17 protein-coding genes are annotated in these 23054 nt (G+C 52.0%); 11 read left to right on the forward strand and 6 right to left on the reverse strand.

Annotated features, from left to right (window positions below; translation table 11 throughout):
- Positions 1 to 192: 192 nt before the first annotated feature.
- Together dinB and dctA are read right to left on the reverse strand one after the other, a co-directional pair.
- The gene (dinB, locus tag LWL52_RS07155) at positions 193 to 1272 is read right to left on the reverse strand and encodes a DNA polymerase IV (protein WP_255748677.1); all 1080 of its coding nucleotides are present in this window, start codon (positions 1270 to 1272) and stop codon (positions 193 to 195) included.
- Positions 1273 to 1465: 193 nt separating this feature from the next.
- The gene (dctA, locus tag LWL52_RS07160; protein ID WP_242918327.1) at positions 1466 to 2770 is read right to left on the reverse strand and encodes a C4-dicarboxylate transporter DctA; all 1305 of its coding nucleotides are present in this window, start codon (positions 2768 to 2770) and stop codon (positions 1466 to 1468) included.
- A 337-nt stretch (positions 2771 to 3107) separates the two neighbouring features.
- Between dctA and LWL52_RS07165 the strand changes: the two genes are divergently transcribed.
- The 3 genes from LWL52_RS07165 (at position 3108) to LWL52_RS07175 (ending at position 5940) form a co-directional block, all read left to right on the forward strand.
- Positions 3108 to 3788, forward strand: a complete 681-nt coding sequence (locus LWL52_RS07165) for a type 1 glutamine amidotransferase domain-containing protein (RefSeq protein ID WP_242918329.1) — start codon at positions 3108 to 3110, stop codon at positions 3786 to 3788.
- Between the two features lie 197 nt (positions 3789 to 3985).
- Positions 3986 to 4867 carry a cysteine synthase CysM gene (gene cysM, locus LWL52_RS07170; RefSeq protein WP_242918332.1) on the forward strand — a complete coding sequence of 294 codons (882 nt, stop codon included), beginning with the start codon at positions 3986 to 3988 and terminating at the stop codon, positions 4865 to 4867.
- Between the two features lie 221 nt (positions 4868 to 5088).
- Complete coding sequence (locus LWL52_RS07175; RefSeq protein WP_242918335.1) at positions 5089 to 5940, forward strand: pirin family protein; 852 nt, start codon at positions 5089 to 5091, stop codon at positions 5938 to 5940.
- A gap of 210 nt (positions 5941 to 6150) precedes the next feature.
- On the opposite strand, the gene LWL52_RS07180 is transcribed toward LWL52_RS07175, so the two are convergent.
- From LWL52_RS07180 to LWL52_RS07190, 3 genes are all read right to left on the reverse strand, one after another.
- Positions 6151 to 7200 carry a pseudouridine synthase gene (locus LWL52_RS07180; RefSeq protein ID WP_242918337.1) on the reverse strand — a complete coding sequence of 350 codons (1050 nt, stop codon included), beginning with the start codon at positions 7198 to 7200 and terminating at the stop codon, positions 6151 to 6153.
- A gap of 245 nt (positions 7201 to 7445) precedes the next feature.
- Positions 7446 to 8438: a 23S rRNA pseudouridine(2604) synthase RluF gene (gene rluF, locus LWL52_RS07185; protein ID WP_242918339.1), complete on the reverse strand. Its 993-nt coding sequence runs from the start codon at positions 8436 to 8438 to the stop codon at positions 7446 to 7448.
- 249 nt (positions 8439 to 8687) lie between these two features.
- On the reverse strand, positions 8688 to 9137 hold the full coding sequence (locus LWL52_RS07190) for a DUF1622 domain-containing protein (RefSeq protein ID WP_242918341.1): 450 nt from the start codon (positions 9135 to 9137) through the stop codon (positions 8688 to 8690).
- 262 nt (positions 9138 to 9399) lie between these two features.
- Here LWL52_RS07190 and LWL52_RS07195 point away from each other — a divergent pair, with 262 nt between their 5' ends.
- Positions 9400 to 11265 carry a CocE/NonD family hydrolase gene (locus tag LWL52_RS07195; RefSeq protein ID WP_242918343.1) on the forward strand — a complete coding sequence of 622 codons (1866 nt, stop codon included), beginning with the start codon at positions 9400 to 9402 and terminating at the stop codon, positions 11263 to 11265.
- A gap of 616 nt (positions 11266 to 11881) precedes the next feature.
- Positions 11882 to 12520 carry a hypothetical protein gene (locus LWL52_RS07200; protein WP_242918345.1) on the forward strand — a complete coding sequence of 213 codons (639 nt, stop codon included), beginning with the start codon at positions 11882 to 11884 and terminating at the stop codon, positions 12518 to 12520.
- Positions 12521 to 12786: 266 nt separating this feature from the next.
- Here the strand turns inward: LWL52_RS07200 and LWL52_RS07205 are convergent, their stop codons facing one another.
- Positions 12787 to 15231, reverse strand: coding sequence for a zinc-dependent metalloprotease (locus tag LWL52_RS07205; protein WP_242918346.1), 2445 nt, complete (start codon positions 15229 to 15231; stop codon positions 12787 to 12789).
- Between the two features lie 298 nt (positions 15232 to 15529).
- Here LWL52_RS07205 and LWL52_RS07210 point away from each other — a divergent pair, with 298 nt between their 5' ends.
- The 6 genes from LWL52_RS07210 to LWL52_RS07235 all read left to right on the forward strand — a co-directional run bounded on the left by LWL52_RS07210 (position 15530) and on the right by LWL52_RS07235 (position 23040).
- Positions 15530 to 16069 carry a c-type cytochrome gene (locus LWL52_RS07210; protein WP_242918348.1) on the forward strand — a complete coding sequence of 180 codons (540 nt, stop codon included), beginning with the start codon at positions 15530 to 15532 and terminating at the stop codon, positions 16067 to 16069.
- Between the two features lie 685 nt (positions 16070 to 16754).
- The gene (locus tag LWL52_RS07215; protein WP_242918350.1) at positions 16755 to 18434 is read left to right on the forward strand and encodes a GMC oxidoreductase; all 1680 of its coding nucleotides are present in this window, start codon (positions 16755 to 16757) and stop codon (positions 18432 to 18434) included.
- A 76-nt stretch (positions 18435 to 18510) separates the two neighbouring features.
- On the forward strand, positions 18511 to 19974 hold the full coding sequence (locus LWL52_RS07220; RefSeq protein ID WP_242918352.1) for a Gfo/Idh/MocA family protein: 1464 nt from the start codon (positions 18511 to 18513) through the stop codon (positions 19972 to 19974).
- Positions 19975 to 20154: 180 nt separating this feature from the next.
- Positions 20155 to 20718 (forward strand): gluconate 2-dehydrogenase subunit 3 family protein, encoded by a 564-nt coding sequence (locus LWL52_RS07225; RefSeq protein ID WP_242918354.1) that lies wholly within the window; start codon positions 20155 to 20157, stop codon positions 20716 to 20718.
- A 106-nt stretch (positions 20719 to 20824) separates the two neighbouring features.
- Positions 20825 to 21991, forward strand: coding sequence for a Gfo/Idh/MocA family protein (locus tag LWL52_RS07230; protein WP_242918356.1), 1167 nt, complete (start codon positions 20825 to 20827; stop codon positions 21989 to 21991).
- The gene (locus LWL52_RS07235) at positions 21988 to 23040 is read left to right on the forward strand and encodes a sugar phosphate isomerase/epimerase family protein (protein WP_242918358.1); all 1053 of its coding nucleotides are present in this window, start codon (positions 21988 to 21990) and stop codon (positions 23038 to 23040) included. The genes LWL52_RS07230 and LWL52_RS07235 overlap by 4 nt, the downstream gene beginning before the upstream one ends.
- The last annotated feature ends 14 nt before the right edge of the window (positions 23041 to 23054 follow it).

Below are 23054 nucleotides of genomic sequence, written 5' to 3' on the forward strand. Positions count from 1 at the left end.
AATATAGGTGATAAGATGCCAATAAAAAGAAATATCGATCAACAACCCTTTCTTCTCGATTAACGGGCAGGAGGGAAGCAGTCCTTTTTTCTTATGAAGCCTACAGATTAGCACTAAAATTTGGCTGGCCAGGTATAACGCTATACTTGCTGCCGGCCAGGGCTGGTATGAAAAGGAGCGGGAGCGTAGCGCTTAAAAGTCCAGCGTGAGCTGGTAGCCTTCCTGCTTATCGTGCTGGTAGAGGAGGCTGGAAACGGAAATGCCCAACAGCCGCACCGGGAACTGCGGGAGATGGGGCGTGTTCAGCAAGTCGCGGGCTATGGTATAAATGGCATCTTCGCTGCTGAACTCGCCCAGGAAGGTTCTGCTGCGCGTTTGCTGCGTAAAATCAAAATACTTGACCTTAAGCGTGACCGTTTTGGCTGTTGCCTGCAGGCGCAGCATGTCCTGGGACACTTCGCGGGCAAGAAACTGCAGGCGTTCCAGCATATCGGGCTCTTCGGTCAGGTCCACATCAAAGGTGCGCTCGGCGCCAATGGATTTGCGGATGCGGTGGGGCTGCACCTCGCGGGTATCGCGGGCGCGGGCCACCTGGTAGTAATAGCGGCCAGTTTTGCCAAAGTGGCGCACCAGCTCTTCCTCCGAACGGGCCCGCAGATCAGCACCTGTCAGGATCCCCATCCGCTGCATTTTAGCGGCTGTTACCTTGCCAATGCCATGAAACTTTTCAATGGCCAGACCGGCCACCAGTTCCTCGGCTCGCTCCGGCGTAACGAGGGTAAAGCCATTGGGCTTATTCATATCCGAGGCGATCTTAGCCAGAAACTTATTGAACGACACACCCGCCGAAGCTGTCAGGCCTGTTTCTTCGACTATTCGTTTTTTTATTTCTTTGGCAATGATGCTGGCCGAAGGCATTCCGATCTTGTTTTCGGTTACGTCCAGGTAAGCTTCATCCAGTGAGAGCGGCTCTACCAGATCGGTATAGGAATGAAATATCTCGCGGATCTGGCGCGACACGGCGCTGTAAACTTCAAAGCGGGGCTTTACAAAGATGAGGTGCGGACAGCGCTGGGCCGCAATACGGGAGGCAAGTGCCGAATGGACGCCATACTTGCGGGCTTCGTAACTGGCTGCCGCCACCACGCCCCGCGCTTTGGAGCCACCAACGGCCACAGGTTTTCCCCGCAGTTCCGGGTTGTCGCGCTGCTCCACCGACGCAAAAAAGGCGTCCATGTCCACATGTATGATCTTTCGGATGGGCTGGCTCAAAATAACAGGTATAACGCAAAGATAAAGCAACACGAAGAGAAAAACGCGGGCATATGAAATTATTCCATACTGCTTGTTCTCTCACTTTCAGTTTGTTTCAACCAAATAGTTAGCGCTACTCACAATATAGGTTCAGTTCCTAAAAATATTAATTTGGAATTTTAGGAAGTCTGCTCGGTCAGGCTTAAGCTGTTCACGAATAATGTTCGCTTTTCCCAATGCCGGCCGGTTCCGCTTCGATCAGGTCCAGGTTATTGGCTGGATTAATAGCGGCCTGGTAAGCTACTTCACTGAACTCATTTTCGCTTTTGGCAATAACCACCGTCGCAATGCCGTTGCCGATCATGTTGGTAATGGCGCGCGCCTCCGACATAAACCGGTCTACGCCCAGTAAGATGGCAATGCTCTCGACGGGGATCACCTGGAGGGCCGAAAGGGTAGAAGCCAGCACGATAAAGCCACTCCCGGTTACGCCTGCTGCCCCTTTCGAGGTGATCATCAGCACCCCAATAATGGTCAGCTGCTGCCCCAGCGAGAGCGGGATGTGGTAGACCTGCGCCAAAAACAGCGTAGCCATAGACAGGTAAATGGAGGTGCCATCGAGGTTAAAAGAGTATCCGGTCGGGATCACCAGCCCAACCACCGATTTGGAGCAGCCAAAGCGCTCCATTTTTGTCATCATACTGGGCAGCACCGACTCCGAAGAAGAAGTGCCCAGCACGATCAGGATCTCTTCGCGGATAAACTTGAGGTATTGCCAGATGCTGAACTTATAAATATAGCATAGCAGGTTGAGCACCCCGAATATGAACAGCGCCATGGTCAGGTATACTGCCAGCATGAGCTTGCCCATGGGCAGCAGCGTCTCCAGGCCGTAGGTACCCACCGTAAACGCCATACCGCCAAAAGCACCGACCGGTGCCAGCAACATCACCAGCTTCATGATGTGAAAGAACACTTTGGAAATTTTGTCGAAGGTGACCAGCAGCGAGGCGCCTGCTTCGCCCATGCGGTTCAGTCCAAATCCGAAGAGGATGGCAAAGAACAGGATCTGCAGGATGTCGCCTTCGGCAAAAGAGGCAAAGAGGTTATGCGGTACGATGTGCGCAATAAATTCGCCCCAGTTGATGCCGCCGGCGCTAGTGGTGTATTTCTCCACCTGTGCAGTATCGGTAACTGTAACAGCAACCCCGCTGCCCGGCTGCAGCACGTTGGCCACTACTACCCCGATGGCAATGGCAAACGTGGTGATCAGCTCGAAGTATAACAGCGCCTTGCCGCCCACCCGGCCTACTTTGCGCATATCGCCCATATGCGCAATGCCCAGCACAATGGTGAAAAAGATGATCGGCGGGATCAGCATGTTGATCATGTTGATGAAGGTCTGGCTGATGAGCTTGGCCGTAGGCGCAAACCCCGGAAAGAAGATGCCAGTCAGCACGCCGAGCAAGATGGCTAACAGTACCTGGAAAGACAGGTGAGAGACGATTCGCTTCATATTGCAGGAGTTAGGAGAGCCTTATACTTGGTTTCGGAGGCGTAAACTAAAAAATAGGCCGCACAGTTTCGCTTAATTTTTTCTATTAAGGCTAAACGCGCTGCCCTGCTTTTTTACATAGCCTAGACTATACTTTAGCAGGCTGTGGGGCAGGATACGCCGGAATGATAGGTAAAAGGATAGCAGCTGTTTAAAAGGGCCAGGCGCTGCAACAGGTTTTAATAATGCTGGCTGAACCAGATGCTCGATCAGGATTTCAAAGAATAGCTTCCTGATCGTGCAAGAGGTTATCCCGTATGCAGTACTAGTATACACATGTTACCTAAAACGATAAGCTATGAATGTATTGATAGTGCTGACCTCGCACGATAAACTTGGCGATACCGGCCATAAAACAGGTTTCTGGATTGAGGAATTTGCCGCGCCTTATTATACGCTGGCTGATGCCGGCGTGAACATCACTCTAGCTTCGCCGAAAGGAGGGCAGCCCCCCATCGATCCGAAGAGCGATGCGCCTGATGCGCAGACCGACGCCACCCGCAGGTTTAAAGCAGACAAAGAACTGCAGCAGAAATTAGCGCACACCAAAAAGCTGAGCGAGGTGAATGCCGCTGACTTCGATGGGGTATTTTATCCCGGTGGGCATGGCCCTTTGTGGGACCTCTCCAATGACAAACAATCCATCCACCTGCTCGAAACATTTGTGCAACAAGGCAAGCCTGTAGCGCTGGTATGCCATGCCCCGGCTGCCCTGGCGCAGGTAAAAGGCCCGGACGGCGAGCCGCTGGTGAAAGGCAAAAAAGTAACCGGCTTCACCAACTCCGAAGAGGAAGCAGTGCAGCTCACCGACGTGGTGCCTTTCCTGCTCGAAGACAAGCTGAAAGAGCTGGGCGGCAACTATAGCAAAGGCGCTGACTGGCAAAGCTATGTACTCAAAGATGGTTTGCTCATCACCGGGCAGAACCCGGCCTCTTCAGAAGATGCTGCAGAAGAGTTGCTTAGCATGCTTCAAAAGTAAAATTGCCCTATCTAACGATATTGCCCTATCTAACGATCATGCCGGGCACCTGCTGGCGCCTGGTGGGATTATTATGTTTAGCAGTCGTGGGCCGGTCCGAATTGCCGGGTCATCTTTTTCAGCTCAGGAGGCGGCTGTGTTAACAATCCCCGACCTTCATTAGTTATGGCAGCAAAAGGATCATCAAACTAGACAACATGGCTACCTTATTCGATTGTATTGGCAACACGCCACTAGTGGAATTGACACATATTAACCCTAAGCCGGGTATTAAACTGCTGGCTAAACTGGAGGGCAATAACCCCGGCGGAAGCGTAAAAGACCGCGCAGCTTATAGTATGATCAAAGGGGCGCTGGACAGAGGGGAGCTGACACCAGGCATGAAACTGATCGAGGCGACCAGTGGCAACACAGGCATTGCCCTGGCTATGATCGCGCGGCTCTTTAATGCTGAAATCGAGCTTGTAATGCCGGCAAATGCCACCAAAGAGCGCGTGCTGACTATGGAAGCCTACGGGGCCAAAGTGACCCTGACGCCAGCTGAAGCATCGATGGAGGGCGCCATTGATTACGTGAACGACAAAGTGGCCGGTGGCGGCTACCTGGTCTTGAACCAGTTTGGCAATCCCGATAACTACAGAGCCCACGTGCTGACCACGGGCCCGGAGATCTGGCGCGATACGCAGGGGCAGGTTACGCATTTTGTTTCATCAATGGGCACCACGGGCACGATCATGGGTGTTTCGAGGTATTTAAAAGAACAGAACCCTGCCGTGCAGATCGTAGGTGCGCAGCCCGTGGAAGGCTCCCAGATCCCGGGCATCCGGCGCTGGCCAAAAGAGTACCTGCCTAAAATATTTGAGCCCGAGCGCGTGGACAGGACCGTGGATGTGTCGCAGGCGGAGGCGACGGCCATGACCCGAAGGCTGGCGCGCGAAGAAGGCATTTTTGCAGGGATGAGCAGCGGCGGAGCCGTGCACGTCGCCACCAAACTGATGGATGAACTGGACGAAGCGGTGATTGTATGCATTATCTGCGACCGCGGCGACCGGTACCTGTCTTCAGACCTGTTCGGTTAAGATTGCCTTAGGCACAAGTATAACAGTCCATCCCCTCAACAGTATGAAAAATCGGTCGCGATTGCAGTATTGAATTTAAGTCGGTGGTCATGAAAGTAAGTAGGACAGCGGAGTGGCAAGGGAAGGTATAAAGCAAAAACAGGGATTTGAACTCAAGGGGAACAAATCGTATATTTACATGTAGGTACATTTAAAGTATACAGAGAACGAAGCACACACATATGCGGAAAATTAAAAAGTTACATAAGGCAGTCTATGCGCCAGTGGATGACCTGTTGACCTACCGGGCTTTGCCAACACGCGAAGTAGAATACATTGATCCCTTTCTATTTCTGAATCACCACGGGCCACAGCAGTATGGGCCAATCAACCGCGGGCTGCCTTTCGGGCCGCACCCGCACCGGGGTTTCGAAACGCTCACGTTTATACTGGAAGGCGACATCATGCACCAAGATACAGGCGGCGGCCAGAGCGTAATAGAAGCCGGTGGCGTGCAGTGGATGACAGCGGGCTCAGGCCTGATCCATGCCGAAATATCCTCAGACGAGTTTAAGAAGAACGGCGGGGCACTGGAGATACTGCAGCTGTGGTTTAATTTGCCAGCCAGGTATAAAATGGTAAAACCCCATTACGTCGGGCTGCAGAAGGAAGAGATCCCGGTGGCGGTGGAAGATAACGGCAAGGTAAAAGTGCAGGTAGTTTCCGGTAATTGGGATGGGGTGAAAGGCCCGATCGATTCCATCAGCGACATAAGTATGGCGAGCATTGACCTGGAAAAAGGAGGCCGTTTTACGACCACTATCCCCGCTGAACGAAACATCTTTTTTTATGTGGTACGGGGTGCAGTGCAGGTAAACGGCGAAAGAGCGGAGAAACTCACACTAGTGGAATTCAGTAACGAAGGGGAAGAGTTAGCGGTAGAAGCCCTGGAAGAAAGCGTGATCCTGCTGGGCCATGCCAAACCCTTCAATGAACCCGTCGTATCGCATGGCCCTTTTGTGATGAACACCGAAGACGAGATAAGAGAAGCGTTCCGGGATTACCAACTCGGCAAGATGGGCCGCTGGGAATAAAGGCAAGAGGTATACTTGGATTACCGTATACTTGCAGTCTAAGTATAAATTCAAGTATAACAAACAAGGATTGTACCTAACAGCTTGCGTTATACTAGTCCAGGCAAGTACAAGTTTTTAGGAAGGCCTGAACAGTTTCAATGGAAAAACAAACCGCCCCTGTTGCAATCGTGCAGCAGGGGCGGTTTGTTTGAAATCATACTTCTTAAATTAACGCGGTCGTCTGGAGGAACCTTTTCCGGTGGCACTGGTTCTGCCCTCGTTTTTAGGCGCACTGCTTCTGGGTGCAGCTCCGCGGTCTTTTGGTGCTGCTGCTCCGCCTCTGGGCGCTCCTCCCTTGCCAGTGCTTCGGGTGTTTTTAGCGCCTGGAGCTTCTGGACGGGATGTATTTTTTTTTCCTAGCGTGTTGCCCGTACTGCTCTTGCCTCCTGGTTTGGACTTGCCTATCCGCGGGCCGCTTTCCGGTTTCGCATACGACCTGCTCCTGGCGGGCCTGTCCTCTTCGTAACGCTCATTTCGGCTACTGCGGCCCATTTCAGCGCTTTTAGCTATTCTGGTAGCTGCGGTTTGCCGAAGGCTTTCAATTTCTGCCTCTGTTAAGGTGCGCCAGTGGCCGGTGGCCAGCTTGGCCAGCGTAATCTGCTGCACGCGTAGCCGCTGCAAATGCACCACTTTATAACCCAGTGTTTCGCACATGCGCTTCAGGTTATGGTTGGTGTTAGGGGGCAACACAATTCGGAAACGTGTCGGCCCTTCTTTGGCTATAAAGTTTTTCTTCTTGTTCTCGCCGGCCTCCGCTGCGCCGCCGGTGCTCAGGTTGTTGATCAGATCCTGCGAGATCAGCTTGTCTACTGTTACGATGTATTCCTTCTCGAACAAATTATCCGACTTGGTCATCCTGCGCACCAGATCATTGTCGTTGCACAGAAACAGCACGCCTTCCGCTTCGCGTTCCAGGTGGCCGATGGGCTGGATGGAAGCCGGGTAATTGATGGCCCGCACCACATTGTCGCGCACTGACGGATCTGCATTGGCTGACATGTTGGAGGGTTTGTTAAACACCAGGAAAACAGGCTTTTCTTCCCGTACCGTCAATAATTGGTCATCGATGCGTACTTTGTCTTTGGCGGTTACTTTGGTACCGGCCTCGGGTCTTTTACCGTTTACCGTTACACGCTCTTCTTCAATAAGCCTGTCGGCTTCGCGGCGGGAGCAGAAGCCCGCGTCACTGATAAATTTATTTAATCGCTTTGGTTCCATGGTCTGTGGGGCTGCACGTGGTATAGTATAAGCGGCTATACCTTGTTACGCCGGTTTTTAAGAGAAAGACAAAATTACAGCAAAAGGATTGCTTTACCTATTGCCTCACGCCTGAGATGCACGGGGCATTTAACTGCCCCAAATTTTTGATGATCCTTTTCTCCTCCATGCGACGATAAAGCTGCCGACGTAACAACAGATTCCCCACCTTAGAAAAGGAGGGGAAGAGGAAGTTAGATTTTCAATTAGCGTTTTCTGCCACTTTTTGGAGCGCCGCTGCGGCCGGGGCCACTTCTGTTTCTGCCGCCGGTTGCGGTGGCGCCTTTCGATGCCCCTCTGGAGCCTCTGGCACTATTGGTGCTGCTCTTCGGTTTTTCGCGTTTACCGGCCGGGGTGCTTTTAGAACTTCCTTTGGAGCCATTGCCCGGCCGCGCCGTACTCCCGCCGGAGGTACTACGCGGCTTTGGTTTGTCTTTTCTGGCCGGCCCCTCGCTCGCGCGTTTCTTGCCGGTAGAGCCTTCTTCCGTTTTAACAGAAGTGGCTACCAGCTGCTGCAGTTCTGCTATTTCGGGGTCTGTCAGGTTGCGCCACTGGCCCAGGGGCAGCTTGGCCAGCGTCAGGTTCATGATGCGGGTGCGCTGCAGGGTTTGTACTTCGTAGCCTAGCGCCTCGCACATGCGGCGGATCTGGCGGTTCATGCCTTGGGTAAGGATGATGCGGAACCTGTTGGCGCCTTCCTGCTGCACCACGCATTTTTTCGTGTTCACCCCAAGTATAGACACGCCGTTGCTCATTCGGTCCACAAAATCCTGGTTAATGGGCTTGTCCACCGTCACAACATACTCCTTCTCGTGTTTGTTGCCGGCCCGCAGGATCTTGTTTACAATGTCGCCATCGTTTGTGAGGATAATAAGCCCTTCGGAATCTTTGTCGAGGCGGCCCACCGGGAAAATGCGTTCCGGGTAATTCACAAATCGGATGATGTTGTCTTTCTGCGAGGTATCGGTGGTGGTCTCGATGCCGGGCGGCTTGTTAAGAAGCAGGTAGACCGGCTCTGCTTCATTTACTTCCAGCGCGCGCCCGTCGATGCGGATCTTATCTTTTCCCGTTACTTTGGTGCCTGCCTCCGGCAACTTGCCATTTACCATCACCCGTCCCTGTGCAATAAGCTTGTCGGCTTCGCGGCGGGAACAGGTGCCTGTATCGCTTATAAATTTATTTAATCTTATGGGTTCCATAGGTTGCGGAATATACAAAGGCGGCGTTTGGTCCATGCTGGTCTTTCTGCCAGCTGTGCCCGGGCCTTTTGTACGAGCTATACTTGTTCTCTCAAAAGTACGGGAAAGCGCGTGATTAACCTATACTACGCACAGCAGAGCCGCAGGGCAGGCGTTTAATAAAGTATACGGAAGCCCTATTTGGCTGCCTCACTTTGCCATACTTGCCGCTGCTATAACTACCCCTAATAAGAGCAGGACTTTGCCAGGCTAACTTTCGTTAGAAGCTGTGCTAGGCGTTAAACTTCTGTCGTCATTATCGCCGGTCGCTTCTTTTTCTTCCTGCATTTCTTTGGTGAGGAAATAGTTAAGCATGGTCCGAATCACGGCAATAGCGCCCAGCTTGCCGATCTGTTCCCAGGAAGGAGCAATGGCCGTGGAGAGAATGTCAGCTCCCAACTGAAACTCCAGCGCCAACGCCAGGTATCGGGCCAGCACCAGCCGGATCTTGTTATAACTTTGTATCTGTGGCGGAACAAGAGCTTTTATAAAATAAAAAGCGGCAATGATTACGCCTAGGCCGATAATGAGAGCCCCAATGGTTTCCACACCCAGCTTGAGCCACTGCACAGCCGTAATGATGGTTTCTTCCATTTTCTGTGGGCCTGTTGCCTCGGAGGGGGCGGAAATTGCTTCCTGGAGCAAGTATAGATATTGCATAGACAGGGGTTAAGTAGGTTGCTAATTCGCCGGTTCCAGGTATACCATGGCCCGGTTCCTGACTCTTTACGCCATCGGGTTTTAAAGGTATACCTTTTACGGCCGTTCAGCCGCCCAGGGCATCAGCTAAAGTAGCTCCTTGCAAGAACAAAATACGCTTGCCAAACCAACCTGCAGTGCCGGCATGTGCGGCCTGTAAAGTTACTTTCCTTCATTGTGTTACCACATTTTTTATATATTGCCGTTCCATCATTTCTATCCCATGAAAAAAATTTACGCTCTTTTGCTGCTGGTCGTCTTCTGCAACGGCCCGCTGGCAGCACAAAACAAGTATGCGGAGGAACACTACACCAAGGAGGATGTATACATCCCCATGCGCGACGGTACCAAGCTGTTTACCTCTATATATACCCCGAAAGATGCTTCGCGCAAGCAGAAATACCCGATGGTAATGCAGCGCACCTGTTACAGCATTGCGCCTTACGGAGCCGGTAAATTTCCGGCCCGCCTGGGCCCATCGGAGACTATGATGAAGGAAGGCTACATATTTGTATACCAGGATGTGCGTGGCCGCTACAAAAGCGAAGGCACCTGGACCAACATGACCCCAATCATCGACAAGAAGAAAGGTAAAAAGCAGGTAGACGAGGCCTCCGATACCTATGACACCATCGACTGGCTGCTAAAGCACGCCGCCAATAACAACGGCAAAGTGGGGCAGTGGGGCATTTCGTATCCTGGCTTTTATACTGCTGCGGGCATTTTATCAAACCACCCGGCGCTGAAAGCTTCTTCGCCACAGGCGCCTATTTCAGATTTCTTCTTTGATGATTTCCACCACAACGGTGCGCTGCTCGAGAGCTACTTTTTTACCTACCCGGTTTTTGGGGTGCAAAAGACAGATACCACCAGCAAAGCCTGGTATTCGGACCAGATGATCAAGCCGGAAACAAAGGATGGCTACCAGTTTTTGCTGGACATGGGCCCGCTGACCAATGCCGATAAGTATTACAAGAACAACTTTTTCTGGCAGGAAACCATTAATCACCCCAACTACGACGAGTTCTGGCAGAAGCGCAGCTTGCCGCGGCATTTCGGTAAAGTAAAACCGGCGGTGATGTTTGTAGGCGGCTGGTTTGATGCCGAAGACCTGACCGGCCCATTGGCCTTGTTCAAAACGGTAAAGAAATCGGATCCGACGGCGTATAACACCATTGTAATGGGACCCTTCGGGCACGGCCGCTGGTCGCGCGAAACCGGCCATACTATGCACAGCAACATTTACTTTGGCGATAGCATTGCCACGTTCTACCAAAAGAATATCGAAGCTAAATTCTTCCAGCATTTCCTTAAAGGCAAAGGGGATAAAGCATCCGGACTGCCAACTGCCTATATGTTCGACACGGGTAAAAAAGAATGGAAAACGTTTAACCAGTGGCCGGTACCTACGGCAACGCGTCAGAAATTATACCTGGGGGCCGACGGCAAAATAAGTATGACGGCACCTGCCGCAGCCGGTTCGGTTTCGTACATCAGTGACCCGGCTAAACCGGTACCCTACACCGAAGACAATACCACCACAATGGGCTTTACGCCGCACAACTACATGAGCGAAGACCAGCGTTTTGCCGGCCGCCGTCCGGATGTACTGGTATACCAGACCGATGTTCTCGAGGAGGATGTGACGCTTGGCGGGGAGATCATGTCGCACTTAAAAATTGCCTCTACTGGTACAGATGCGGATTTTATTGTGAAGTTGATCGACGTTTACCCCGGCGATACGGAGAACAATGACTACATGCCCAACAAGAACATCCTGCTGAGCAACTACTGGCAGTTGGTACGGCTGGAAATTATGCCGGCCCGTTTCCGCAACAGCTTCGAAAAGCCCGAGCCGCTGGTGGCCAACCAGAAGACGGACGTGAAAGTGCCCCTGCAGGACGTGCTGCATACCTTCAAAAAAGGCCACCGCATCATGATCCAGGTGCAAAGCACCGCTTTCCCGCTGTTTGCCCGTAACCCGCAGAAGTTTGTAGAAAATCCCTACAAAGCCATTGCCAGCGACTACATTAAAGCCACCGAAACAGTGTATAACGACAGCTATGTAGAGGTGGAAGTGCTGAAATAAGCGTTTTATACTTTATACTAGCGCAGCGCCGCTGTTGGTGAAAAATCACCGGCAGCGGCGCTGTTGTTTTGTAGCAGAATTTAGCACAAGTACAAAGGCGCAAGTATAAAACAGGTGCTGATGCAAGTATAAGTTTAAGCTGACTTAAACTGCTTTCAAATTGCTAAAACTGGCGCAAGTGTTAAGTGAAGCGTCACTTGTGACCTGCAGTAGGGCGAGTCTCCAGACTTGCGTAGCAAAGTATAAAACACTTCTGATGCTTGATCACCAGGTATAAATTAAGCGACAACTTTGCTGTTTTGGATTTCTTAATCCGGAAATAACACTTAAGCGGATTTCCTAATCCGCGTTAGCAGCAATAGGGGGATCAGGAAATCCCCGGCAGGAGGCTTTTGAACTGAGAAGTTCGCAAGAGCACTAAGCGGTTCTTGATTTTGTAGCGTATCTTCTTTTTGTTTTTATAGGGTAGTCTTGCTTCAAAGGAAAGCTTATGTAACATGCATGACAGAAAAAGAGTATTAGCCCGAAATATCATAAATACCCTATTTAGCTTGTAATTACCTTATGCGGCCGACACTTTCGGGTATAAGGAATCTCCTATAATAAATTTAAATGCATGAAAAAAGCTTTACTTTCTCTTCTACTATTGGTGTTTATATTGCAGGTTGTACATGCGCAGGATCGCATCACAAAGCGTTCGGGGGAGAGCATTCAGGCGAAAGTGCTGGAGGTGGCACAAACCGAAATACGCTACAAGCGTTTCGAGAGCCCGGAAGGACCTACCTATGTGATAGCTAAAAATGAAGTGTTGCTGATTGAGTATGCAGACGGCACAAATGGTGCGTTTAAGCTGGAAGAGCCGGAAGCAGCGGCCCCTCCGCGACCAACTAAGCCGCAACCTGCAAAAGTTGATCAGGACCCGTCCGACACCTCGACACCAGTCATGCAACTATATCAACAGGGAGCAGCGGATGCTTACCTGTATTATGACGATTATAAGAGTGCTGGGACAGGCGTCCTGGTTGTCAGTCTGGTTTCGCCTTTACTTGGCCTTGTACCGGCTATCGGTGCTTCCGGCACGCCGCCGCAGCTCAAAAACATGGATACGCCCAATCAGCAGATGCTGAAAGAGCCGGACTATGTGAAGGGCTATCAGAAGACAGCCAGGAAGATCAAGTCCGGTAAAGTATGGAAGAACTGGGGAATTGCCTTTGGTGTGAATTTGCTCGCCGTCATAATTTTGGTTCAGCAGTAGCACCCGATTCAGGCCTTTAACTGTTAAGCTGAAAATTATAAAATTAATGAGGATCCAACTGGATAGAAGTATAAACCTGTAGTTGGAAGTTAACGCAAGTCTGGAGATTAGCTCCATCGAAGATACAAGTCACCCTTCGCTTATACTTGCGTCAGCTCTAGGCATAGTATAGTTTAAATTTAAACTCTGACAAAAGTCGTTAAATAAGAAAGCCCGCTCACGCCAAAACGTATTCGGCAGGAGCGGGCTTTTTATACTTATACATTCTACTCACATCCTAGAAACGCACCACTACCGATCGGGGCGCCGGGTGGCAAATCCAGCTGGCGGCTGGGCTTTAGCTCTTCCGGTTTTTCGATACGGGCCAAAGCAAACAGAACATGGGCCCGGTAACCAGCATCCCGTGAACGTTTGGCCTGGCTGGTTGCAAACTTTTTAAGGTCCGCTATCGCTGCTGTGGCGATCGCCCGGGCCTGGGTTGATGCATTTTCGTCCTGGGCCAATGCCAGCAAATGCGTTAGCACCAGTTGCTCTGTTTGCAGCTGTACCTGTCCCGGCAGTCCTTCCTGGCGGCGGCTTTTCCAGGTGTCGTTTACCAGTTGCGTTACTACTTCCTGCAAACTCAGGCTGTTACCGCGAGCGCCCAGCTCAACCAAACGCGAGGCGCGCTCGGGATGCAGCAGGAAGGAGAGCGTGAATTCAGCAGAAGCTTCGGCGGCAGCCAGCGGGTCGAAGGTCAATCCGGTGTGTTTGGCAAATAACTCGCGGCTGTTGCGCACGCCCGGGGCACGGGGCGGAATGAGTTTGATGATATCCTCGGGCAACGTGAGCACTTCCGGTGAAATAGTTTCCAGCAGCGCATCAAGTGCCTTTTGCTGCGCACGTTTGCTCACCACCTCAGTTACCAGCTGCTTATCGCCCCGCGTGGCATAGGTATAATTCACGCCACCAATGAGCTTGGCAACAGCTTCGGTCTGGTAGCGGTGGTAATTGTAAATCGGCACCAACACATCTTCCAGCGTGCTCATGGCCGCACCGGGCTTTATGTTGTTCTCAGAGAAATTCTGCAGCGCCTTTTCACGGATTTCCAGGACCTGCTGCAACTCGTCGGTCGCGTTGGCACCATTGTCCCAAAGGTGGGCGAGGGGGTGTGCGCCGCCTGGCGCACGGGCATCACGGTCCGAGATGAAAAGCTGCCCGCTAGCGGTGCCGTCTGCCAACAATTTGTTCAGGGCCTGCTGCTCGTTGGTGTTCGCAGGAAAATCCTGGTAGCCGTACGTAATGGCCAGCTTGTCCCAGCTGCCGATGCCGGTCTCATATGCCTCCCGCAAATCAATTTTACCATCGCGGGTAAGCTGTACCTGCGGATGCGGGTAATCCATGACCGAGGCATTGTTGTTGGCGCTGGCAGCATAGTTGTGCATCAGCCCCAGGGTATGGCCCAGTTCGTGCGCCGACAGCTGCCGGATGCGGGCCAGAGCCATGTCCATCATCGCTTTGTTTTCCGGCTTGGCGGCTTCATAGGGCGCCAGCAAACCTTCCGCGATCATGTAATCCTGGCGCACGCGCAGAGAACCCAGGCTCACATGCCCTTTGATGATCTCGCCCGTGCGCGGGTCCGTTACCGTAGCGCCATACGACCAGCCACGTGTGCTGCGGTGCACCCACTGGATCATGTTGTAGCGCACATCCATCGGATCGGCCGAGTCGGGCAGCACTTCTACCCGGAAAGCGTTTTTGTACCCGGCGGCCTCAAACGCCTGGTTCCACCAGCGGGCGCCTTCCAGCAAGGCCATCCGGATCGGCTCGGGCGCACCATTATCGACATAGTATACCAGCGGCTTTACGGCTTCGGAAGTGGCTGCGCCGGGGTTCTTTTTCTGCAAACGGTGGCGGGCGATGAAGCGCGTTTCAATGTCGCTGTTGATAGGAGAGGCATAGTCGTAATAGGAAACGCCGAAGTAGCCGGCCCGCGGGTCCATCAGGCGCGGTTTATACTTGTTGTCCGGTAATTCGATAAAGGAGTGGTGCTCCCGCAGGGTAAGCGCCTGCGCATCGGGCGCTACTTCGCGCACAAATCGGCCGGCATCTTCCCCTCCGGTAAAGGTAAGTGTGGCTTCAAACTCCGAGTTCTTCGGGAAGTTCTTCGTGCGGGGCAGGTAGAGCGCCGAGCGGCTGGGATCGAGCCGGTAGCTGCCTTGTTTGGTGCGTTTTATACTTCCGGTCACATCGTGGGCATCGCGCAGCAAAAACTCGGTAGCATCTACGAGCACTTTGTCGTCGTCGGCTGCTTCGGCCTTAAATCCCCACAGGATCGATTGGGCAAAGGACTCTTCCACCGCGCGTTTTTCATTTTTATTTTCGGTAATGGCGCGGTAAGCGAGGTTGGGCTGTACCAGCAATACTTTTGGCCCTATGCGATTAAAGTATACCACCCGCTCGCCGCCCAGCTGCCCGCGATCCAGGCCAATGTCGTTCGAGCCGAGGCCGGCTGGCAGGGAGTTCACATATAGGAATTCCTGATTGAGCTTGTCTATTTCGAGCCATATTTTGCCGCCCGCTTCATCATAATAGAAAGTGAAGTAGCCGGGATATTTTTTCATGCCGGCCGTTTTCGAGCTGATACCCGGAAGCTTCTGGGCAAAGGTGCTGCTGGTTAGTGCCAGGAAGAGCAGCAAAAGCCAGCGTTTTTTTGAAAGGGGTGATGTCATGGTGTCGTTTAGATTAAGGAGAACCTATATTAGGTATTTTTCACCGGATCTGAAAACAACGGGCCAAACAGGTGCTTTGCCGTTTGGGCTAAAGCCCTGTTGGCCAGACCGGCTGACAGCTTTTTGCCGGGCGGAATACCGCCGCCTATTAGCACCTTATGTAGCAGGGCCGCGTACAAATAAGAAAGTTAACGGGGATGTAAGAATAAATTTCTGCAACTTAACAGCGTGTAAAAAGTACACCAACGAGCAGTTGTCCTATAAACTGACCATCAAACAAACTATTAAAAGTAATACAATGAAAAAAACAATGCTGATTCTGGGGTGTTGTACCCTGCTTTATGCGTGCGGCGGCAACAGTGAAAATGCCGAGTACGAATCATACTATGACCAGGACAAAAAGGATGATACTACAGCCATAGCAGACGACTATGTAGCGCCCGCACCACCGCAGGAAGGCGGCGCAACCTCCGACTCATCAGCCATTGACGCGAAAGAGAAAACGACGAAAATGCCTGCTGATGCTACCACTGCGCAAACAACCGGAACCGCTGCCGCCACAGCTAGTGCCGATGTAGAAAAAGGAAAGAAGCTGATCGCCCAGTCCGATTGCCTGAGCTGCCATAAGGATAAAGAAAAATTGGTTGGTCCGGCGTATTCCGCAGTAGCTGACAAGTATGAAGCGAACGATAAAAATATCAGCTACCTGGTGCAGAAGATTCAGAAGGGCGGCAGTGGCGTTTGGGGGCAAATTCCCATGACGCCGCATCCTAACCTGAGCAACGACGATACCAAAGCCATGGTGCATTATATATTGTCCCTGAAAAGCAAATCCTAAGAAGCTCTTGCTTTCATACACCTGGCAGGCAAGCATAAGATCATAGAAACGCCTGCGTAATATTCAGTGCAGCATACTTAAAAAGGGAGGCCTTCCTGTTCATGGAAAGGCCTCCCTTTTTTGCTTTGGAAAAGAGCACAGCCGAACGGTTCCGGAGCTTAAAATTACGCTTAGGCCAGTTTTTGAAAGTCCTGCCGTATTGCTGCTGCGCGGCCACCCGCGTCTTCACTGAAATTCAAACCTTTACAGCGGGTCATTTCGGCGGGCTATACTTTCTGCTTCGAGCTAAAACCGGGTTTAAATGCTTTAGCGGCCCATTTATTTGTTTAAACTTTTGTTATTGTAAAATGAATATTTTACATTGATTATTAATTGAGTGTGTGCTCACCTGAATATGTAACAAATACCGGGTTTTTCAGGTATGAAGTTTCTTAGTTTGCACACTATATAGTATACTTCAGATTCAGTTGGCAAGGGTGGTTTGCAGTGACCGGTACTACGTAGTTTTTTTAGAGTACCATACCTCTTGTACCGACACTTTTTACAGTACCTCTTTTTACTCCGGCCGTTCACCCGCCGGGAGCAGGAGCAGGGCATACTGCTGCTGGCTTTTTAGCGCAAATATTAAAGATGACTGATTATAAACGATTTTCCTGTTTTTTAACACCTGCTATAACTTCTGAATATGGCCAATAATGTATATGATGCCATTGTAATTGGTTCCGGTATTTCCGGTGGCTGGGCAGCCAAGGAATTAACCGAAAAAGGATTAAAAACCATCATGCTGGAGCGTGGGCGTAACATCGAACATGTGAAGGATTATGTAAATGCCAACAAAAACCCCTGGGATTTTCCGCACCGGGGTGGCCGCACCCAAAAAATGATCGAAGAACATCCCGTACTCAAACGGGATTATGTGCTTAATGAGCAGAACGAAGATTATTGGGTGAAAGAAAAGGAAAGCCCTTATGTGGAAACAAAGCCATTTGACTGGTTCCGGGGCTACCATGTAGGCGGCCGCTCCCTGATGTGGGGGCGCCAGAGCTACCGCCTCAGCGACCTGGACTTTGAAGCCAACCTGAAAGACGGCGTTGCTGTGGATTGGCCTATCCGGTACAAAGACATGGCCCCGTGGTACAGTTATGTAGAGAAATTTGCCGGAATTAGCGGTTCCCGCGAGGGCATTCCGCACCTGCCGGACGGTGAGTTTCAGCCGCCCATGGATATGAACTGCGTGGAGAAAGACGTAGCTGCCCGCATCAAATCGCATTACAAAGGTGACCGCCACATGATCATCGGGCGAGTAGCTAACATCACGCAGCCACTGCAAAGCCGCACCAATTGCCAGTATCGCAACAAATGCTGGCTGGGCTGTCCTTTTGGCGCCTACTTCAGTACCCAGTCTTCAACGCTGCCGGCAGCCATGGCGACCGGCAACCTGACGCTCCGTCCTTTTTCTATTGTCACCAAGATCCTGTATGACAAAGACACCAAGAAGGCAAAAGGAGTGGAGGTGCTCGACGCGGAAACGAACCAGACCTATGAATACTTTGCTAAAATCGTATTCCTGAATGCTTCGGCCCTGAACAGTACCTGGGTGCTGATGAACTCGGCCACTGATGTATGGCCCGAAGGGCTCGGGAGCAGCAGCGGTGAACTGGGGCATAACCTCATCGACCACCATTTCCGGGCAGGTGCATCGGGTAGCTTTGATGGTTATGAAGATAAATACTACTACGGCCGCCGTGCCAATGGTATATATATTCCGCGCTTCCGCAACCTAAACGGCGAAAAACGCGACTACATCCGAGGCTTCGGCTACCAGGGCAGCGCCGGCCGCGAAGGCTGGAGCCGCGAAATTGCCGAGATGAATATTGGGGGTGCCTTTAAAGATGCCTTAACGGAGCCAGGCCAGTGGACCATGGGCTTGACAGGCTTTGGTGAAACATTGCCGTACCATGAAAACAAGGTATCGCTCGATAAAAAGAAAAAAGACAAGTGGGGACTTCCGGTCCTGGCTATCGACTGCGAGATAAAGGACAACGAGAAAAAAATGCGCCTCGACATGATGGCCGATGCCAAAGAGATGCTCGAGATTGCTGGGGCTAAAAATGTGAAAGCTTACGATGCCGGTTATACTATGGGCATGGGCATTCACGAAATGGGTACTGCACGTATGGGCCGCGATCCGAAAACATCGGTGCTTAACGAGTGGAACCAGGTATGGGACGCCAAAAACGTATTCGTAACAGATGGTGCCGCCATGACTTCGGCCGGTTGCCAGAACCCATCACTGACGTACATGGCGCTTACGGCTCGCGCAGTAGACCATGCGGTGAAGGAACTCAAAAAACAAAATATTTAACAAGTGCACCGGCAGCAAGTAGCGAGCCGGTGCCTTTTTGTTTAAAGTATCATGTTCAATTAAAGTAGCGAAAACCATGTCCGAAGAAAAATCAGCCGAATCAACAGCGGGTAGCACCCGGCGAGACTTTATAAAAGCAGGAGCGCTGGCTGCTGCAGGATTTATGATAGTGCCACGCCATGTGCTGGGCAAGGGTTTTCTGGCACCCAGCGACAGGCTGGTGGTTGCGGGCGTAGGAGTAGGGGGCAAAGGCGAAAGCGACATTGCCAGTTTTTACAAGAGCGGGAAAGCGGATATTGCCTACCTGTGCGACGTAGATGACCGCAGAGCAGCCACTTCGCGAAAGAATTTTCCGAAAGCCAAATATTATAAAGACTGGCGCGAGCTTTTCGATAAGGAAGGAAAGAAGTTTGATGCAGTATCAGTATCCACCCCGGACCATAACCATGCTATCATTACGTTGGCTGCCATGCAGCTGGGCAAGCACGTGTATGTGCAGAAACCCCTCACGCACGATATTTATGAAGCCCGGGCGCTGACAGATGCCGCTAAGCGCTACAAGGTCGTAACTCAAATGGGAAACCAGGGCGCCTCCGGTGATGGCGTTCGGCAGCTGCGCGAGTGGTACGATGCCGGTGTGATCGGTGATGTACACACGGTTTACTGCTGGACTGACCGCCCCGTGTGGCCGCAGGGTATTCCGTGGCCAACTGCCAAAACCGCGGTTCCCAAAGAACTGGACTGGGATCTGTGGCTGGGAACAGCCCCTTACAAAGAGTACGTAGATAAACTGGTGCCCTTTAACTGGCGTGGCTGGTGGGACTATGGTACCGGCGCGCTTGGCGACATGGGATGCCACCTGGTAGAAGCGCCCTTCAGCGTGTTAAACCTGCGCTATGCGCAGGACGTGCAGGCAAGCGTAGGTAGCGTGTATGTAGATGAGTTTAAGCGCGGCTACTTTCCGGAAAGCTGCCCGCCTTCGAGCCACATTACCTTAACGTTCCCGAAAACAGACAAGACGCAAGGTCCCGTTAAGGTGCATTGGATGGATGGCGGCATTCAGCCGGAGCGTCCGGAAGAGCTGGGTCCGAATGAACTGTTCGGCGATGGCGGCAACGGAACGCTGTTTGTGGGCACCAAGGGCAAAATGATGGCCAGCACCTATGGCGCAGATCCGCGCCTGCTGCCGCTCTCCAAAAATCAGGAGGTAAAAGTTAAGCAAACGCTGGCCCGCGTGCCGGGTGGCGCCGATGGCCACTATGCCCAGTGGGTAGAGGCTGCCATTGCCGGTCACGGTAAAAAGCAGGTAAGTTCGCCTTTTGAGATTGCCGGCCCGTTAACGGAGGCGCTGCTGATGGCCAACCTTGCTATCCGCGGGTTCGACATCCAAAAGCCAAAGGCTGATGGAAACGGCTTTGATTATCCGGGTCGTTACGTAGAGCTTTTGTGGGATAACAAGAACATGCGGGTTACTAATTTCGACGATGTGAACCAGTTTGTAAAGCGGGAATACCGCAAGGGCTGGAAACTCGGCGCATAAAGCATTACTTTATACTTCACTGGCTGTTGAGTAATGTAAGTATAGCTAAACCGATTTTGTCGATCGGGCTATACTACAAACGCGGCAGCTTAGCTAGAGCTATCAAAAAGCAATGTGGTAGCTTGCGTTTGAATATTGATTCTCATTAACCTATATCTTTAAAACTGTCATTTACAGCGTATGAACAGAAGAGAAGCTATTTCGGCAGTTGCCTTGCTGCTGGGCGGAACAGTAGTAGGCGCCGATTTGCTGGTGTCCTGTACACCGCAATCAAAAAAGGTCGATAATCTTTTTGACAAGAATGTGGTGGCGGAGCTCAACGAAGTGGCCGACACCATACTTCCTGCCACCAGCACGCCGGGTGCCAAAGCAGCCAATGTAGGCGAGTTTATGTCCCGGATGGTGACGGATTGTTATACAAAAGATGACCAGGAGGTATTTAAGAAAGGGATATCGCAGCTTAACGAGGCAAGCGATAAAAAGTACAGTAAACCTTTTATGGAGTTAAATGCCAAGCAGCGCACCGAGTTACTGACCGGCCTTGATGCCGAGCAGAAGAAGTATATGGCCTCCAAAAAAGAGGATGCGCCCAGCCATTATTTCCGGATGATGAAGGAGCTGACCCTGCTGGGGTATTTCACTTCCGAAATAGGAGCCACGCAGGCTTTACGCTATGTGCCGGTGCCGGGTCGCTACGATGGGTGCATCGACTACAAAAAAGGCGACCGCGCCTGGGCAACCTAAAGGGTACGTTTCCGCAGAAAAAGAAACAGGATACAGTAGCAGGCGCTGGCCAATAGCAGGTATACTTACTGGGCAGCGCAGGATTTTTCATATCTTTTAATAACAGATGCATAAAAAAATACGCTTAGGAATGATAGGCGGTGGAAAAGGAGCCTTTATCGGCGCTGTCCACCGGGTAGCCGCGCAAATGGACGGCATGTATGAGCTTGTCTGCGGTGCTTTTAGCAGCAATCCCGAAAAATCAAAAGAAAGCGGCGCGCTTCTGGGCCTTTCCCCGGAGCGTGTCTATACTTCTTACCAGGAGCTCTTTGAGAAAGAGCAGGCTTTGCCCGAAAACGAACGGGTACAGGTTATTTCGATCGTAACCCCAAATCATGTGCATTTCGAACCGGCTAAGCTGGCGTTGCAAAGTGGCTTTGATGTGGTGCTCGACAAACCCATGACCTTCTCGCTGAAAGAAGCCCTTGCCCTGCAGGATGTGCAGGCGCAAAGCGGCCGCCTTTTCTGCCTCACCCATACGTATACCGGCTACCCGATGGTGAAAGAAGCCCGCCAGGTTATCGCCTCCGGTAAGCTGGGCAAGATCCGCAAAGTATACGTGGAGTACCCCCAGGGCTGGCTGAGCACATTTGAAGAAGGCAGCGACAACAAGCAGGCCTCCTGGCGTACCGACCCCAGCCAGAGTGGTATAGCCGGCGCCATGGGTGATATCGGTACGCATGCCTTTAACCTGGCCGAGTATGTCAGCGGTCTGGAAGTAACAAAGATCTGTGCCGATATAAACGTGGTAGTAGAAGGCCGCCAACTAGACGACGATGGCGCCGTGCTGCTTAAGTTTAACAATGGTGCCAGTGGCGTGCTGTTTGCCACCCAGGTAGCAGCCGGAGAAGAAAACAACGTGAAGATCCGGGTGTATGGCGAAAAAGGCGGCCTGGAGTGGCAGCAGGATATTGCCAACACCCTGCAACTCAAATGGCTCGACCGCCCAACCGAGATCTACCGCACCGGTGGCGGCTACACCAGTTCGTTTGCGCAGCACAATACGCGTACGCCGGCGGGCCACCCGGAAGGGTATCTGGAGGCCTTTGCTAACCTGTATCGCAACTTTGCCCTGTGTGTGCAAGCCCGCAATGCCGGCGAGCAGGCCAAACCCGAATGGCAGGATTACCCGGGCATAAAAGAGGGCGTGCGAGGCATGGCCTTTATCGAGCGCGTCATTGCTTCGGGCAAGTCGGATCAGAAATGGATGGAGTTTACAACTGAAATAAGATGAGGACAATAAAAGGACCCGCCATTTTTCTGGCGCAGTTTATCAATGATGCGGCGCCGTTCAATAGCCTGGAAGCTATCTGCCAATGGGCCAAAGGACTGGGATTTGAAGGCGTGCAGCTGCCCACCACCGACAGCCGTTTTATAGACCTGCAGAAAGCTGCTGAAAGCAAGACCTACGCCGATGAGGTGAAAGGCATTGTAAATGCGGCAGGCCTGCAGATCACTGAGCTTTCCACGCACCTGCAGGGGCAGTTGGTAGCCGTACATCCGGCCTACGATCTGCTTTTCGATGGATTTGCCCCGGAGCAATACCGCAACAATCCCAAAGCCCGGACTGAGTGGGCGGTGCAGCAGCTGAAGTATGCAGCCAAAGCCTCGCAGAACCTGGGTCTGAACGCCAGCGTTACCTTCAGCGGTTCGCTGCTTTGGCCTATGGTATACCCATGGCCGCAGCGCCCGGCCGGGCTGGTAGATACCGGCTTTAAAGAACTAGGCAACCGCTGGCGCCCGATCCTGGATGCTTACGACGAAGCGGGCGTGGACCTTTGCTACGAGATCCATCCCGGCGAGGATCTGCACGACGGCATCACCTACGAAATGTTCCTGGATGAAGTAAACAACCATGCACGGGCCTGCCTCTTGTATGATCCCTCGCATTTTGTGCTGCAGTGCCTCGATTACCTGGCCTTTATCGACCACTACCATGAGCGCATCAAGATGTTCCATGTAAAGGATGCCGAGTTTAACCCAACCGGGAAGCAGGGCGTGTATGGCGGCTACCAGAGCTGGGTAGACCGCGCCGGTCGTTTCCGTTCGCTGGGCGACGGGCAGGTTGACTTCAAAGCCATCTTCAGCAAACTTACTGCTTATGATTTCGAAGGCTGGGCCGTGCTGGAGTGGGAATGCGCCCTGAAGCATCCGGAAGAAGGTGCCCGCGAGGGAGCCGAGTTTATCAAGAAGCACATCATCCCGGTAACCGACAAAGCGTTTGATGACTTTGCCGCCTCGGGCACTGATGAGGCCCTGAATCGTACATTATTAGGTTTGTAATCAATTAAATAACA

It is taken from the genome of Pontibacter liquoris, assembly GCF_022758235.1.
GTDB classification, from domain to species: Bacteria; Bacteroidota; Bacteroidia; order Cytophagales; family Hymenobacteraceae; genus Pontibacter; species Pontibacter liquoris.

Coding starts and splice junctions, on each gene's coding strand:
- LWL52_RS07200 (WP_242918345.1), top strand. CDS start 11,882: ATGAAAAAAGCTTTACTTTCTCTTCTACTATTGGTGTTTATATTGCAG.
- LWL52_RS07215 (WP_242918350.1), top strand. CDS start 16,755: ATGGCCAATAATGTATATGATGCCATTGTAATTGGTTCCGGTATTTCC.
- LWL52_RS07175 (WP_242918335.1), top strand. CDS start 5,089: ATGCGGAAAATTAAAAAGTTACATAAGGCAGTCTATGCGCCAGTGGAT.
- cysM (WP_242918332.1), top strand. CDS start 3,986: ATGGCTACCTTATTCGATTGTATTGGCAACACGCCACTAGTGGAATTG.
- LWL52_RS07210 (WP_242918348.1), top strand. CDS start 15,530: ATGAAAAAAACAATGCTGATTCTGGGGTGTTGTACCCTGCTTTATGCG.
- LWL52_RS07220 (WP_242918352.1), top strand. CDS start 18,511: ATGTCCGAAGAAAAATCAGCCGAATCAACAGCGGGTAGCACCCGGCGA.
- LWL52_RS07190 (WP_242918341.1), bottom strand. CDS start 9,137: ATGCAATATCTATACTTGCTCCAGGAAGCAATTTCCGCCCCCTCCGAG.
- rluF (WP_242918339.1), bottom strand. CDS start 8,438: ATGGAACCCATAAGATTAAATAAATTTATAAGCGATACAGGCACCTGT.
- LWL52_RS07225 (WP_242918354.1), top strand. CDS start 20,155: ATGAACAGAAGAGAAGCTATTTCGGCAGTTGCCTTGCTGCTGGGCGGA.
- dctA (WP_242918327.1), bottom strand. CDS start 2,770: ATGAAGCGAATCGTCTCTCACCTGTCTTTCCAGGTACTGTTAGCCATC.
- LWL52_RS07180 (WP_242918337.1), bottom strand. CDS start 7,200: ATGGAACCAAAGCGATTAAATAAATTTATCAGTGACGCGGGCTTCTGC.
- LWL52_RS07230 (WP_242918356.1), top strand. CDS start 20,825: ATGCATAAAAAAATACGCTTAGGAATGATAGGCGGTGGAAAAGGAGCC.
- LWL52_RS07205 (WP_242918346.1), bottom strand. CDS start 15,231: ATGACATCACCCCTTTCAAAAAAACGCTGGCTTTTGCTGCTCTTCCTG.
- LWL52_RS07165 (WP_242918329.1), top strand. CDS start 3,108: ATGAATGTATTGATAGTGCTGACCTCGCACGATAAACTTGGCGATACC.
- LWL52_RS07235 (WP_242918358.1), top strand. CDS start 21,988: ATGAGGACAATAAAAGGACCCGCCATTTTTCTGGCGCAGTTTATCAAT.
- LWL52_RS07195 (WP_242918343.1), top strand. CDS start 9,400: ATGAAAAAAATTTACGCTCTTTTGCTGCTGGTCGTCTTCTGCAACGGC.